The sequence below is a fragment of the Pseudomonas sp. R3-41 genome (genome assembly GCF_054161485.1).
In genome coordinates this window covers 3,099,812-3,112,964 of sequence record NZ_CP096421.1, presented here as the reverse complement: position 1 = coordinate 3,112,964, position 13,153 = coordinate 3,099,812, and the positions used below count along the sequence as shown (strand labels likewise).

14 protein-coding genes are annotated in these 13,153 nt (G+C 62.1%); 5 read left to right on the top strand and 9 right to left on the bottom strand.

The annotated features are described in order from the left end of the window. Nucleotides 1-25: 25 nt before the first annotated feature. The 3 genes from M1D99_RS13995 to M1D99_RS13985 are packed head-to-tail and all read right to left on the bottom strand — an operon-like array spanning nt 26 to nt 2,756. Nucleotides 26-898 (bottom strand): rhomboid family intramembrane serine protease, encoded by an 873-nt coding sequence (locus M1D99_RS13995; RefSeq protein WP_186704873.1) that lies wholly within the window; start codon nt 896-898, stop codon nt 26-28. Then, a complete protein-coding gene (locus M1D99_RS13990) occupies nt 895-1,869 on the bottom strand; it encodes a metallophosphoesterase (protein WP_434576454.1) in 975 nt (324 codons plus the stop codon). Before M1D99_RS13990 ends, M1D99_RS13995 begins: the two co-directional genes overlap by 4 nt. Then, nucleotides 1,866-2,756 carry an NAD(+) kinase gene (locus M1D99_RS13985; protein WP_003180647.1) on the bottom strand — a complete coding sequence of 297 codons (891 nt, stop codon included), beginning with the start codon at nt 2,754-2,756 and terminating at the stop codon, nt 1,866-1,868. The genes M1D99_RS13990 and M1D99_RS13985 overlap by 4 nt, the downstream gene beginning before the upstream one ends. A 104-nt stretch (nt 2,757-2,860) precedes the next feature. Between M1D99_RS13985 and M1D99_RS13980 the strand changes: the two genes are divergently transcribed. Further along, nucleotides 2,861-3,811 (top strand): DUF1853 family protein, encoded by a 951-nt coding sequence (locus tag M1D99_RS13980; protein WP_458132049.1) that lies wholly within the window; start codon nt 2,861-2,863, stop codon nt 3,809-3,811. Nucleotides 3,812-3,939: 128 nt separating this feature from the next. Here the strand turns inward: M1D99_RS13980 and M1D99_RS13975 are convergent, their stop codons facing one another. Beyond that, nucleotides 3,940-5,223 carry an arsenic transporter gene (locus M1D99_RS13975; RefSeq protein WP_458132048.1) on the bottom strand — a complete coding sequence of 428 codons (1,284 nt, stop codon included), beginning with the start codon at nt 5,221-5,223 and terminating at the stop codon, nt 3,940-3,942. A 324-nt stretch (nt 5,224-5,547) separates the two neighbouring features. Beyond that, nucleotides 5,548-6,105: an NADPH-dependent FMN reductase gene (locus tag M1D99_RS13970; RefSeq protein WP_041476018.1), complete on the bottom strand. Its 558-nt coding sequence runs from the start codon at nt 6,103-6,105 to the stop codon at nt 5,548-5,550. A 185-nt stretch (nt 6,106-6,290) separates the two neighbouring features. Between M1D99_RS13970 and M1D99_RS13965 the strand changes: the two genes are divergently transcribed. Both M1D99_RS13965 and M1D99_RS13960 read left to right on the top strand, forming a co-directional pair. Continuing rightward, nucleotides 6,291-6,542, top strand: coding sequence for a hypothetical protein (locus M1D99_RS13965; RefSeq protein WP_186704870.1), 252 nt, complete (start codon nt 6,291-6,293; stop codon nt 6,540-6,542). Nucleotides 6,543-6,623: 81 nt separating this feature from the next. Next, a complete protein-coding gene (locus tag M1D99_RS13960; RefSeq protein WP_458132047.1) occupies nt 6,624-7,517 on the top strand; it encodes a LysR substrate-binding domain-containing protein in 894 nt (297 codons plus the stop codon). Here M1D99_RS13960 and M1D99_RS13955 read toward each other — a convergent pair. The 4 genes from M1D99_RS13955 to M1D99_RS13940 form a co-directional block, all read right to left on the bottom strand. Continuing rightward, nucleotides 7,483-8,097: a GNAT family N-acetyltransferase gene (locus M1D99_RS13955; protein WP_186704868.1), complete on the bottom strand. Its 615-nt coding sequence runs from the start codon at nt 8,095-8,097 to the stop codon at nt 7,483-7,485. The two genes, M1D99_RS13960 and M1D99_RS13955, sit on opposite strands and share 35 nt — an antisense overlap. A gap of 326 nt (nt 8,098-8,423) precedes the next feature. Beyond that, a complete protein-coding gene (gene dnaQ, locus M1D99_RS13950) occupies nt 8,424-9,185 on the bottom strand; it encodes a DNA polymerase III subunit epsilon (RefSeq protein WP_434575964.1) in 762 nt (253 codons plus the stop codon). Nucleotides 9,186-9,408: 223 nt separating this feature from the next. Beyond that, complete coding sequence (gene rnhA / locus M1D99_RS13945; RefSeq protein WP_030142629.1) at nt 9,409-9,861, bottom strand: ribonuclease HI; 453 nt, start codon at nt 9,859-9,861, stop codon at nt 9,409-9,411. 89 nt (nt 9,862-9,950) lie between these two features. Next, the gene (locus M1D99_RS13940) at nt 9,951-10,709 is read right to left on the bottom strand and encodes a class I SAM-dependent methyltransferase (protein WP_046062777.1); all 759 of its coding nucleotides are present in this window, start codon (nt 10,707-10,709) and stop codon (nt 9,951-9,953) included. 65 nt (nt 10,710-10,774) lie between these two features. Here M1D99_RS13940 and gloB point away from each other — a divergent pair, with 65 nt between their 5' ends. Both gloB and M1D99_RS13930 read left to right on the top strand, forming a co-directional pair. Then, entirely contained in the window at nt 10,775-11,542 is a 768-nt protein-coding gene (gene gloB, locus M1D99_RS13935; protein WP_186704865.1) for a hydroxyacylglutathione hydrolase, read from the top strand. A 99-nt stretch (nt 11,543-11,641) separates the two neighbouring features. Then, the gene (locus M1D99_RS13930) at nt 11,642-13,090 is read left to right on the top strand and encodes a transglycosylase SLT domain-containing protein (protein ID WP_458132046.1); all 1,449 of its coding nucleotides are present in this window, start codon (nt 11,642-11,644) and stop codon (nt 13,088-13,090) included. The last annotated feature ends 63 nt before the right edge of the window (nt 13,091-13,153 follow it).

Here is a 13,153-nt window from a genome sequence, read left to right as displayed (position 1 = left end):
CATTCTCAAAAGACACAGGCGCCGGTCAAAGGGCCATTTTACGGCGAGCGAACAGCCCGCCCAATAACCCAGTGAAGCAGCCGACGAGCAGCCCGCCGACGTGAGCCGCGTTGGCGATCTCACCAAAACCGATCAGCGAAACCAGCCCGGACAGGCACAGCAGCAACCACACCAGCATCATCACCAGCACCCCGCGGGGCAAGTGATAGGCCGGGTTCGGTGCGAGCAGTTGGTAGATCCAGCAATGGCCCAGCAGGCCGTACAACACCCCGGACAATCCGCCGAACAGAGTCGCACCGCTGAAAAAGTACTGGGCGAAATTGGAGACAAGGCTGAACAGCAATGTCAGCCCTAATAAGTTGATACCACCCTGGCGCGCTTCGATCCGCCGCCCCAGCTCCCAATACCACATGCCGTTCATGGCGATGTGCAGGAAACCGAAGTGGATCAGCATCGGCGTCACCAGGCGCCACCACTGCCCCGCCGCCAGGCTGTCGGCCAATGGCGTGAACTGGATATAGTCGCCAACGACGCGGAACTCGAGGAAGGTCAGCCAGCGCAGGGTCTCTAGATTGTCTCCCAGCAGGGTGACCGCGCTGACGATCAGGCTCAGCAACAGCACCACGGCCGTCACTGGGCTGCGAACCAGTTGCTGGACGAACCCCGCGCGCCGGGACGTGCTGGCGGTGTCCGGCAGTTCCAGTTGCTGATCGGGATCGCCAGCAGGAAAACGCGCGTACAACGAACGCACGTCCTCACTGATCTCGTCCGGCACCCAGAGCACCTGCTCGCCCGCCTCTTCGCTGACGCGATGGGGCACCTGCATGCGTTGCAGCAGCTTGACGAAGCCGCTCAGGTCCACTGCCAGGGGCAGACGCAAAACCGCGACAGCACTCATTGCACCACCTCCGGCCGTTCGACATCGACCCAGACGAACTTGTGCGGATCCAGGCGGGTTTCCTGGTCGAGGCGATAAGCGACCAGCTTGCCGTAGAGCACCGCACTGTAGTCCAGGCAGGCCAGGTTCGGGCGGATTGGCGCGGGTTTGCCGCTGCGCCAATAGTGGCCGACGAACAGCAGCGGCTCATCGACGCCATAACGCAGCAGGTTGTTTTTTTCGTCCGGCGACAGCGGCGTGCGGGCGACCGGCTCCGGCAAGGCGTCGGGCTGGAACACGATGTCGCCGTAGGTCTGCGGGTTGTCTTCCCAGAACTTGGTACGGAAAAACGAACGGGTCAGGCCATCGCCACCGGTCAGTGTCAGGCCGTGGGGCAGGCGCATGTCAGTGCCGCGCAGCAAGCGATCGAACACCGTGCAGGCGAAACTGCCCGACTCGGCCGAGGCCTGGAGAAAATGCTCGTCGATACAACCGTCCGGGAACAAACCCCGCAGCGGTTCGATCAGGCCCGCATCCCAACAGGCATGCACGACCCGGAAACGACCGGCGTCGACAAACAACGGTAGCTCATAGAACCATTTGAGAAAGTCATGCCAGTCGCCGGGATGCTGCTCGAACTGGGTCAGGGTCTCGTTGAGCAGGCGGGCATGGCGCGGGGTGTGTTCGCGCACGTAGCGCTGGCCGCTGCCCGGCAATGCCGGTGTGCTCCAGCCCAGGGCGTTGAACTCGTGGTTGCCCATGATGCACAGCGCCTGGCCGGCCACGACCATGTCATGGACGATGTGCAGCGCCTCGCGAATCCGCGGGCCACGGTCGATGATATCCCCCAGGAACACGGCCATGCGCGACGGATGCCGCCAGACCCCGCCCTGCTTCTGGTAACCGAGTCGGTCCAGCAGGTGTTCCAGGGTCAGGGCGCATCCGTGCACGTCACCGATCAAATCGTAACTGCGCGCAGGATCGAGCATCAGTCGCCTCCACCCCCCAACCGACTGCCCCAGCCGAGCTTGGTCCGGCAGACTTCGTAGTAATTGTGATCCAGCGGATGGATCAGGCGCAGCTTCTGCGCTTTTTTGCTGACGGTGATGGTGTCACCCGGCGCGCAGGTGAAATGGTTCTGGCCGTCACAGGACACTTGTGGGTAGATCTGCATATCCTTGGACACGACGATTTTCAGCTCACTGTTGCCATCGACCACGATGGGTCGCCCAGACAAGGTATGGGGGTACATGGGCACAATCACAATAGCGTCGAGCTTGGGGTGCATGATCGGTCCGCCGGCCGACAGCGCATAGGCGGTGGAACCGGTGGGGGTGGCGACGATCAGGCCGTCGGCCTTCTGGCTGCAGACGAACTGGCCGTCGATGTACAGCTCGAATTCGATCATCCGAGTGGACTTGCCGGGGTGCAGCACCACGTCGTTGAGGGCGTCGCCCTGGCCGATGGCCTCGGCGTGACGACGGACTTCGGCTTGCAGCAGGAAGCGGTTTTCCACCAGGTAGTGGCCGTCAAGCACCTCGGCGACCTTGATCTCCAGCTCGTCAGGGCGGATATCGGTGAGGAACCCCAGGCTGCCGCGGTTGATCCCCAGCACCGGGATATTGTGTCGCGCCAGGGCCCGGGCGGCGCCCAGCAGGCTGCCGTCGCCGCCCACCACGATCACCATGTCACACACCTCGCCGAGCATCTTGCGCGACGAGGTCTGCAGGCCATGGCCCGGCAGCACTTCGGCGATGGTATCTTCGAGGATCACGTGCAGGTGCCGCTCCAGGAGGAAACGCTTGAGCCGGCGAACGGTGTCCAACACCTGCGAACTGCCCAGGCGACCGATGATGCCGATATTACGAAATTGCTCCATGAGGCTCCTGCGAAGGTCTGCGGCGGGCGAAAACACGATTATGGGCGAAAGCGCGCCGTAGACAAAATCCTTTAAGCCTTCAGCGCAACGGCTATGCTCGCAAGATGATCCTGTTCCCTGAATTGCTGGACCTGCCCCGTCGCCTGCGCCATCCCGAAGTGCGTGACCTCGCGTGGGCGATCATCGCCCCGCCGATGCTCATCGACACGCCCTGGCCCCAGCGCCATCCGCTGGCTGGCAGCGACTGGGTACAGGAGCCTGGGCGACTCGAACACTGGTTGCGGCAACTGGACCGTGACAGCTACCCGCTGCTGCATTGCCTGTCCCAAGGGCGGACGCGGCGCCTGGGCCTGTACTACGAGAGGCTGTGGCAGTTTGCCGCGCAACATGCCCCGGGCATCGAACTGATCGCCGCGAACCTGCCGATCCGGCGCGAAGGCCATACCCTGGGCGAACTGGACCTGCTGCTGCGCGATCGCGACGGCATCCACCACCTGGAGCTGGCCATCAAGTTGTACCTCGGCCCACAGCACGGTAACGGCCTGGACGCCGCGCAATGGCTGGGCCCGGGCTGCCATGACCGGCTCGACCGCAAGCTGGCGCACTTGCGCGAACACCAGCTGCCGATATCCGCCCGCCCGGAAAGCCGCGAGGCCCTGGCGACGCTGGGGATCGAGTCGTTTCGCTCACACTTGTGGCTCGGCGGCTACCTGCTCTATCCCTGGCCGGGCGAGGCCGAACCGCCGAGCGGCGCCCACCCCAGGCACTTGCGTGGCCGTTGGCTGCACCAGCGGGATTGGGCCGGATTCATCGCCCAGCGTCCGCCAGGCCGCTGGCAGCCCCTGCCCCGCGCCGCCTGGCTGGCCCCGGCGCATTATCCGGCCGAGCAGACCTGGAGCACCGCGCAATTGGACGCCTGGCGATTGGCCCTGGATCCCATGGCGCCGGCGCAGTTGATGGTACGCCTGAACGAAAACGCAGAGGGCGAATGGGAAGAAGCCGAGCGGGTGTTCCTGGTGGCCGATCTTTGGCCGAATGTGCCGGGTAGTGGCTGAGTTTTGAAGTGCCCTTCAGGGCCCCTTCGCGAGCAGGCTCGCTCCCACAGTGGATTTGTGTTGTGTACGGAATGGATGATCTACACATAATCCTGTGGGAGCGAGCCTGCTCGCGAAGGGGCTACGGTCTAGATGGACAACCGCACAGCCAAAGCCGCCAACGTCACCAGCAACACCGGCACCGTCAGCACGATCCCGACCTTGAAGTAATACCCCCAGCCGATCAGGATGTTCTTGCGCGCCAGCACATGCAGCCACAGCAACGTCGCCAGGCTGCCGATCGGGGTGATTTTCGGGCCCAGGTCGCTGCCGATGACGTTGGCGTAGATCATCGCTTCCTTCACCACCCCAGTGGCCTGGCTGGCATCGATGGACAAGGCACCGATCAGCACCGTCGGCAAGTTATTCATGACCGACGACAGCAATGCCGTCAGCACGCCGGTGCCCATCGCCGCGCCCCACACGCCATATTCGGCGAATCCGTCGAGCCACTGGGCCAGGTAACCGGTCAGCCCGGCGTTGCGCAAGCCATAGACCACCAGGTACATGCCGAGGGAGAAGATCACGATCTGCCAGGGCGCTTCCTTCATCGCCTTGCGGGTGGAAATCTTGTGGCCATAGGCCGCGACCCCCAGCAGCAACGCAGCACAGACTGCCGAGATCGCACTGATGGGCATCCCCAGTGGCTCCAGCGCAAAACAGCCCAGCAGCAGGATCACCAACACCACCCAACCGGCGTAGAACGTTGCCTTGTCGTGGATCGCCGTCGCCGGGTCGTCCAGTTGATCGGGGTCGTAGTCCCGCGGGATGTCGCGGCGAAAGACCCACATAAGAATCGCCAGGCTGGCCGCCACGCTGACCAGGTTCACCGGCACCATGACCGCCGCATAGCGGTTGAAACCAATGCCGAAGAAATCCGCCGAGACGATGTTCACCAGGTTCGATACCACCAGTGGCAAGCTCGCGGTGTCGGCAATGAAACCAGCCCCCATCACGAATGCAAGCGTCGCCGCCGGGGAGAAACGCAACGCCAGCAGCATCGAGATCACGATGGGCGTCAGGATCAGCGCCGCCCCGTCATTGGCAAACAAGGCCGACACCAGCGCCCCCAGCAGCACCATGAAGGCAAACAGCTTGCGCCCACTGCCCTTTCCCCAACGGGCCACATGCAGGGCCGCCCAGGCGAAGAACCCGGCCTCGTCCAGCAGCAGGCTGATGATGATAAGCGCGACAAACGTACCGGTGGCGTTCCAGATGATCTGCCAGACCAAGGGAATGTCACTGACCTGCACCACCCCGCTCAACAAGGCCAGCAGCGCGCCCAGCGTCGCGCTCCAGCCGACGCCAAGCCCCTTGGGCTGCCAGATCACCAACGTAATGGTCAGCAGGAAAATCAACGACGCGATCAGCATGTACAACAGCCTTGGAAGGAGGATTGAAAGGAGAACATCGGCAGCGACGTGTCAGCGGACAATCAGCCATGGCGTTCGAACTGAAGCCATCGACGCGATTGTGGGAATTGGACATGACGAAGGATGATCTGAAGGTGCGGAGGGGCGAATATATGGAAAATTCGAATAGCCCGTAAAGCGCGGATTGAATTGCCGATGCAGATACATTTGTGGCGAGGGAGCTTGCTCCCGCTCGGTTGCGCAGCGACCGCCGAAAGGGGCCTGCTTCGCAGTCCAGCGGGAGCAAGCTCCCTCGCCACAGGGTTTACCTGGAATCTCGGGGTATCAAGCCTTCTTATGCTGCTCGACCCACTTGCCGTAGGCATCGATGAACTTCTGCAGGAACGGCCGTACCGACTCCGACAGGTTGCCCGCCTCGTCAAACGCTGTTCCGGCGCCGCTCAGGTAGGCTTCCGGTTGCTGCATGCAGGGCACGTCAAGGAACACCAGCGACTGGCGCAGATGATGGTTTGCACCGAAACCACCGATGGCGCCCGGTGAAGCGCTGATCACTGCGCCCGGTTTGCCGCTCAGGCAACTCTGGCCGTAGGGACGCGAGCCGACGTCGATGGCGTTTTTCAACGGCGCCGGCACCGAGCGGTTGTATTCAGGCGTGACGAACAACAAAGCATCCGCCGCACCCACCTGCTGACGGAATGTGGTGTAGGCTGCCGGCGGTGTTACATCAATGTCTTCGTTATAAAGTGGCAACTCGCCGATCTCGACGATGTTCAGCTTGAGGTTGGCGGGCGCCAGGTCAGCCAGTGCCAGCGCGACTTTGCGGTTGATCGATGCCTTGCGCAGGCTGCCCACCAAAACGGCCACGGTGTAGACATTACTCATGAGAGGCTTCTCGACTGTCGGCTCAAAGGAGCCTGTAGTTATAGATGATCGGCGTGACAATTGGACCAGTGGAGCGACGAAAACCGGCCGGTTCGACTATTTTTTTCATGTAGGAAAACTTACCACGCTTGGGCAAGGTCTACAGAACCGCAAATCGAGTGATCTATTTCCAGAGGTTCTAAGCAATGGCAGCAGTACTTGTCGGACAATTTCATGCGCGGGACGCCGAAGGTCGCGTCTATTCGGTGCATGAGTTCCAGGAATCGGAGCCGTCTGCGGACGGTAGCGGCAAGGATGTCGTCACTTATAAACTGGCTATCGGTGATCGCGTCAGCAAACTCGACGAAGACCGATTCCTCCTGGTTCAGTCAGGCATCGAACTGAAACGCGAAGCCGCAACGTTCACCAGCGAACCTGAAGCGCAGATAGCGCTATAACCGTTAGAGCAGAAGTCATGCCCGGACTTGGGTTAGGATTCAGCCACTCAATGGCTCACCCGCCGAACATGGATTTCTTGCATGCGTTTACGCCACATCGAAGTAATCCAGGCGCTGTTGCAGACCGGCCATCTCGGCACGGCGGCCGAATGGCTGCAACTGCCGGTGGCGGAGGTCGAGGCGATCCTGCGCGATGCCGAGGCCCAATTGGGCTTCATGCTGTTTGCCAGCGTGCGCGGGCGCTTGCAAGCCACCCGTGAAACCCTCGAACTGCGCGACGGCATCACGCGCGTGTACGACACGCTCGAACCGGTGCAACGCCTGGCCAGCAGCCTGAAACACCATCAGGCACCGCCCTTGCGCATTATCTGCACTCCGCCGCTGGCCCAGCAGTTGTTGCCCCAGAGCATCGCCGCCTTGCGCCGCCGCCATCCGGATGCGCCGTGCACCCTGCTCAGCCAACCGACCCGTGACATCGTCCACAGTCTGCTGTTGCGTGAAAGCGACCTGGGCCTGAGCCTGCACGACCCTGAACATCCCGACATCCGTTGCCAGATGATCGCCCAGGGCAAACTGCAATTGCTCGCGCCCCACGGCTGGCTGCAACCCCGGCAAAAATACATTTCGATCCAGGACCTGGCGGGCCAACCGTTGGTGGGCCTGGATGGCCATGACCCACTGAGCCCTGCGTTCGAGCACAAGTTGGCGGCGCTGCGTCCGGCGCCGATGATCCAGATCCGCGTCCAGACCCATCAGATGATGCGCGCCATGGTCGAGGCCGGCGAAGGCCTTGCCATCGTCGACCCGTTCACCGCCTCGGGCGCCAAGGGCGGCGGTCTCGATGTCTGCCCGCTATCGCCCGCCGTCGCGATTGGCCTCTATGCCCTGAGCCTCAACGGCGCACCCTCTTCACCCGCCCTGCAATCGCTGCTGGAGCGGGTTACGGAACAAGCCGAGGCGTTGCTGAGCCACTGATCGACATGCCCAGCGGGTCGTCGAACAACCGGTACCAGAACAACGCCACTTCGGCGGTATGCCGGTCAATGCCGCGATAGCGCAGGTGGTCGATGCCACCGAGCACGTAACCGCATCGTTCATAGAGCCGGCAGGCGCCCAGATTGTTGTTCTGGGTCTCGAGCATGATGCCCGGCAGTTTTTTCTTGCGGCTCCAGAACTGGGCAACGTCGAGCAACGCCTTGGCCACCCCATGGCGACGGGCCGGGGCGTGCACCGCCAACTCGTCGATGTGGGCATAGCCGTTCCAATTGGTACTGATCACCAGGTGCCCTACCGGCTGGTCATCGAGGTAGGCCATGAAGATCTCGCTGTCCGGAGCGTTGCGGAAACTGCTGAACTCTTCGGGATCGATGCCATAGCACTTGCGATAGGGAACAATGGGCGTCACCGGCCATTGGCTGACAGGACGACCGATCTGCGCCGTCGCGTAGTCGTTGACTTCAAAACTGAAGTCACTGCCCCAGATATAGGCGGCAAAGCCGTCATCGACGACTCGCACCGACAACCCGGGGTGCTTGGGATTCATGACCGGTTGCATACTGGGGAAGGTCCTCATTCCTTGAGACAACCAACGGCGTGGTGCCATCCATTGCCCTTGTCTTTCAAATCTTCACACATCAAGCGGGATCCGTAGCCTGCCCGTTCCCTCAGGGTAGAAGGTCGTGGCGATTGTGGCGAGAAATGAACGATGGATGCAGTAGCTCATTTAAGGCTGGCTGAATCAATGTGGCGAAGGAGGCTGCTCCCGCTTGAGTGCGAAGCGCTCACAAAAAGGGGCTGCTATGCAGCCCAGCGGGAGCAAGCTCCCTCGCCACAGGTTCTTTACTTACCTTGAATGAACAGCATGGCACTCACAGGGTTTCATCAGTGCGTGGCGGCCTGCGACTCGACCAATTGTGTCCACAATGCCGGAGCACCTGCGGACTTGGCGATGGCTTCCAGACGCGCGGCATGCTCGGCCAGGTCGCTTTCGCTGGCGCGGATGATCCGCGAGGGCTGGCGGTCGGCGGGCAAGCGACGGATTTCCGTGGCCTGGTTGCCGGAGCCTTCGCCCGTACCATTGCCGTCCGAGGCGTTGCCGGCCAGGGACAGGCTGGTCTGGCCGCCGGTCATGGTCAGGTAGACGTCGGCCAGGATCTCGGAGTCGAGCAAGGCGCCGTGCAGTTCACGGCCGGAGTTGTCGACGCCGTAGCGCTTGCACAAGGCATCGAGGCTGTTGCGCTGGCCAGGGTGGCGTTCCCGGGCCATCATCAGGGTGTCGAGGATAGTGCAATGCTGGGTAATGTCGGCCCGGTCGTGCTGGCCCATCAGGGCGAATTCGTTGTTGATGAACCCGACGTCGAACGCCGCGTTGTGGATGATCAACTGCGCGCCCTGGATGAATTCGAAGAACTCATCGGCCACTTCGGCGAAACGCGGCTTGCCCACCAGGAATTCGTTGGTGATGCCGTGGACGCCGATGGCGCCCTCGTCACTTTCGCGGTCCGGTTGCAGGTAAACGTGGAAATGGCGACCGGTCAGGCGCCGGCCGATCAGCTCGACACAACCGATTTCAATAATCCGGTGACCATCGGTCACCGGCATGCCGGTGGTTTCGGTATCCAGTACTACAGATCTGTTGGCCATCAGTGTTCAGCTCTCAACGGGCAGTCTTGCAAAAGCGCGGATCTTAACACGCTATTAGGTGGGATTAGCCCGGGACCGCTTTTTGTGGCGAGGGAGCTTGCTCCCGCTCGGTTGCGCAGCGACCGCCCCTGGGGCCTGCTTCGCCCGAGGCGTCGGACCGGTCCAGCGGGAGCAAGCTCCCTCGCCACAGGTGTCATGCTGCCAGATCCTGATAACGCCTCTATCAAGCCTGCTTATAGCCCCGCACCTCATCCACCCCACGATTGGCCAACTGATCGGCCCGTTCGTTGCCGTGGTGGCCGATGTGGCCACGCACCCATTTCCAGGTGACGTTGTGGCGGTTTACCTGCTCGTCCAGCAACTTCCACAGGTCGGCGTTTTTCACCGGTTCCTTCGCCGCCGTCTTCCAGCCGCGTTTCTTCCAGTTGGCCATCCACTCGTTGATGCCTTTCATAACGTACTGCGAGTCGGTCACCAGCAGCACATCACAAGGCCGCTTGAGCTCTTCCAGGCCACGGATGGCGCCCATCAGCTCCATGCGATTGTTGGTGGTATTGGCTTCGCCGCCCCAGAGTTCCTTCTCCACGCCCTTGCACACCAGCAACGCGCCCCAGCCACCCGGCCCGGGGTTGCCCTTGCAGGCGCCATCAGTGAAGAGTTCTACGCTATCGCTCATGCCAATCTATCCAGAAAAAATGCAAAGGCCCGCCCATCGGGCCCGACAAAACCCGCAGCCCAATGCCGGCAAGAACCATCAGAAAAAGGTTACGGCTCGATGTGGCGACGATTGACCTTGGCCATTGGCAAGGGAATCAGCTTGCCCATCGGCTCGCGTCGCGCCTGACGTACCGGGCGCAACCCGACCGCGATCTTGCGCGCCACCAGCAGGTAGAAACCGCCGCCGGACAGCTGCCAGTCGCCAGCCTTGCGCTCCCAGCCGGCCAGGCGTGCCTGCCACTTGGGTGACGCAAGCGGCGGACGATAGCACCCGAAGCGGCGTTTCTCCAGCGCGAAGCCCAGCAGGTTGAGCCAGTCGCCGACCCTCGACGCCGAGATGCAGCGGGCCTGGCGCAAGGCGTCATGGGCAAAGACGTGACGAAGCCCCCAGGTGCTCCAGGGGTTGATGCCGATGATCAGTAGATGTCCGCCGGGGCGGACGCTGCTGGCGGCCTCGCGGAGCAAGCCGTGGGGTGACAGGCAGAAATCCAGGCCGTGCTGCATGACCACCACGTCGGCGGCATGCTCGCTCAGCGGCCAGGCCTGCTCTTCGCAGACGATTTCCACCCCGGGCAACGGTGCCCCCAGGCGAACGTTGCGCTGGACCTGCGGCGCCGACGGCGGCGTTTGCGCCGACGGCCCGTAATGCACCAGATAGCCGCCGAAGAACCGGCCCAACTCGTCTTCGAGCATGCGCCGTTCTTCATCCAGCAAAAATTGCCCCACAGGGCCGGACAGCCATTCACGGGCGGCGCTGATCAACGCCAGCCAGTCAGGATCAGCCTGAGCGAACGCTTCATCGGTCATTGCATTCTCCAACGCGTCAGGAAGTTCTAAGATGCGCCTTTGTTTTCCGCTTGGCGAATTCCACGATGATACAGATCAGTGCCCTGCCCGCGTTCACCGATAACTACATCTGGTTGTTACAGGATCACTCCACCCAGCGCTGCGTCGTGGTCGACCCGGGGGATGCCGCGCCCGTACAGGCCTGGCTCGACAGCCATCCGGGTTGGGTCCTGAGCGACATCCTCATCACCCACCATCACCATGATCACGTCGGCGGCGTCCAGGCGCTGAAAAAGGCAACGAACGCCACCGTCTACGGCCCGGCCAGCGAAAACATCCCGGCGCGGGACCATGCGTTGAATGATAACGACAAGGTCCACGTGCTGGGCTGGGACTTCGATGTCCATGCCGTGCCTGGCCACACGCTGGGGCACATTGCCTACTACCACCATGGCCTGCTTTTCTGCGGCGACACCCTGTTCGCCGCCGGTTGCGGCCGACTTTTCGAAGGCACGCCTGCGCAAATGCACCACTCCCTCAGTCGCCTCGCCGCCCTGCCTGAAGATACGCTGGTCTACTGCACCCATGAATATACCCTCAGCAACCTGAAGTTCGCCGCTGCCGTGGAACCCGGCAACCCGGACATCGCCGCCCGCCTGGAAAAAGTCAGACGACAGCGCGACGAAGGCGTCATCACCCTGCCTTCGACCCTGGCCCTGGAGAAACTCACCAATCCATTCCTGCGCACCGCTGAAACATCCGTTAAACAAAAAGCGGACGAACGGAACGGCCAGCGAAACCAGACGCCGAGTGAGGTTTTTGCGGCCTTGAGGGCTTGGAAAGATACGTTCTAAGGCAGCTATCGATTGATACAAAAATTCTGAAAGGTTGACCTGCTGGGGTGCGCTTCCTAGAATCGGCCGACATTTTTGCCCGGAACTTACTTCCAGCCAATGTCGTCATCTATACGCAGGTCCGTCCAGTCAGACACATTGACCCGCTTGGCTCAAGCCATCGCGGTGGCTGTGTCCGCCACCTTGGCGGGCTGCCAGAGCACGAGCCAGCTGCCGCAGAGCGATGCGGCGCACACCCCGAAGATCGCCGCTCGCGCTAAACAGAAGCCGGTATGGCTCACCGAGAAACCCACTCCCCAAGTGCCCCAGGACGTCTGGGAGCGCATGCGCCAGGGCTTCCAACTGCAAGAGACGGCCGGCGTCAACCCACGTATCGAGCAACAGCGCCTGTGGTTCGCCAGCAACCCTTCCGTCATGGAAAACGCCGGTGAGCGCGGCAGCCTGTACATCCATTACATCGTCGAACGCCTCGAAGAGCGCAACATGCCGCTGGAGCTGGCCTTGCTGCCGGTGATCGAGAGCGCCTACAACCCCATGGCCTATTCCCGGGCGCACGCAGTGGGCCTGTGGCAGTTCATCCCTTCCACGGGGCGGTACTTCAACCTGCGCCAGACCCGCTTCTACGACGGACGTCGCGACATCACCGCCTCCACCACGGCCGCCCTGGACTACCTGACTCGCCTGCATGACATGTTCAACGGCGACTGGTTGCTGGCGCTGGCGGCCTACAACGCCGGGGAAGGCACGGTCAGCCGCGCCATCGAGCGCAACGAGAAACTGGGCTTGCCCACCGATTACTGGAACCTGCCGCTGCCCAGCGAGACCCAGGCCTATGTGCCGAAGTTGCTGGCGCTGTCCCAGGTGGTGCTCTCGCCCGACGCCTACGGCGTGAACCTCAACCCGATCGCCAACGAACCTTATTTCCAAGTCGTCGAGATCAACCAGCGCATGGACCTGTCCAAGGTCGCGGCGGTGGCCAACATCGACGAAGACGAGCTGTTCCAGCTCAACCCGGCCTTCAAGCAGCGCACCACCATCGACGGTCCCCAGCATTTGCTGGTGCCGACGTCCAAGGCCCAGTTGCTGACTGCCAGCCTGTCGACCATGCGCCCGGAAGAGTTGATCAGCCAGCGCTCGCTCAAGCCGGTTTTCGAATCCGCCGACGACAGCGAAGTGGAAGGTGCCAGGCGCACCTACCGCGTCAAGCGCGGCGACAACCTGGCCCAGATCGCCAAGGCCAACAAGGTCCAGACCAAGGATCTGCAACGCTGGAACAAACTCAGCGGCAACAAGCTCAAGGTCGGCCAGACCTTGGTGATGCAGGACACCAGGGCCAGCAAGACCACCGGCAAGCGCATCAGCACCGTGGTGGCCGCCAACAGCAAGAACCAGAAGAAGCAAACCCAGTACAAGGTCAAGCAAGGCGATTCCCTGTACGTGGTCGCCAAGCGCTTCAACGTGGAAATGCAGCACCTCAAGCGCTGGAACCCGCGAATGGGCAAGGCGCTCAAGCCTGGGCAGATGCTGACGGTTTACTCGCCGCACTAAGCCATCGATGGTTGAAGGGGCTGTTTGTGCCCGAGAAGCTTTTGTGGCGAGGGAGCTTGCTCC

Excerpts from the sequence above, each read along its gene's own strand:
- M1D99_RS13970 (WP_041476018.1), bottom strand. The coding sequence starts at position 6,105 with ATGAGTAATGTCTACACCGTGGCCGTTTTGGTGGGCAGCCTGCGCAAG.
- M1D99_RS13985 (WP_003180647.1), bottom strand. The coding sequence starts at position 2,756 with ATGGAGCAATTTCGTAATATCGGCATCATCGGTCGCCTGGGCAGTTCG.
- M1D99_RS13940 (WP_046062777.1), bottom strand. The coding sequence starts at position 10,709 with ATGACCGATGAAGCGTTCGCTCAGGCTGATCCTGACTGGCTGGCGTTG.
- M1D99_RS13975 (WP_458132048.1), bottom strand. The coding sequence starts at position 5,223 with ATGCTGATCGCGTCGTTGATTTTCCTGCTGACCATTACGTTGGTGATC.
- dnaQ (WP_434575964.1), bottom strand. The coding sequence starts at position 9,185 with ATGGCCAACAGATCTGTAGTACTGGATACCGAAACCACCGGCATGCCG.
- gloB (WP_186704865.1), top strand. The coding sequence starts at position 10,775 with ATGATACAGATCAGTGCCCTGCCCGCGTTCACCGATAACTACATCTGG.
- M1D99_RS13965 (WP_186704870.1), top strand. The coding sequence starts at position 6,291 with ATGGCAGCAGTACTTGTCGGACAATTTCATGCGCGGGACGCCGAAGGT.
- M1D99_RS13955 (WP_186704868.1), bottom strand. The coding sequence starts at position 8,097 with ATGCAACCGGTCATGAATCCCAAGCACCCCGGGTTGTCGGTGCGAGTC.
- rnhA (WP_030142629.1), bottom strand. The coding sequence starts at position 9,861 with ATGAGCGATAGCGTAGAACTCTTCACTGATGGCGCCTGCAAGGGCAAC.
- M1D99_RS13930 (WP_458132046.1), top strand. The coding sequence starts at position 11,642 with ATGTCGTCATCTATACGCAGGTCCGTCCAGTCAGACACATTGACCCGC.
- M1D99_RS13995 (WP_186704873.1), bottom strand. The coding sequence starts at position 898 with ATGAGTGCTGTCGCGGTTTTGCGTCTGCCCCTGGCAGTGGACCTGAGC.
- M1D99_RS13980 (WP_458132049.1), top strand. The coding sequence starts at position 2,861 with ATGATCCTGTTCCCTGAATTGCTGGACCTGCCCCGTCGCCTGCGCCAT.
- M1D99_RS13960 (WP_458132047.1), top strand. The coding sequence starts at position 6,624 with ATGCGTTTACGCCACATCGAAGTAATCCAGGCGCTGTTGCAGACCGGC.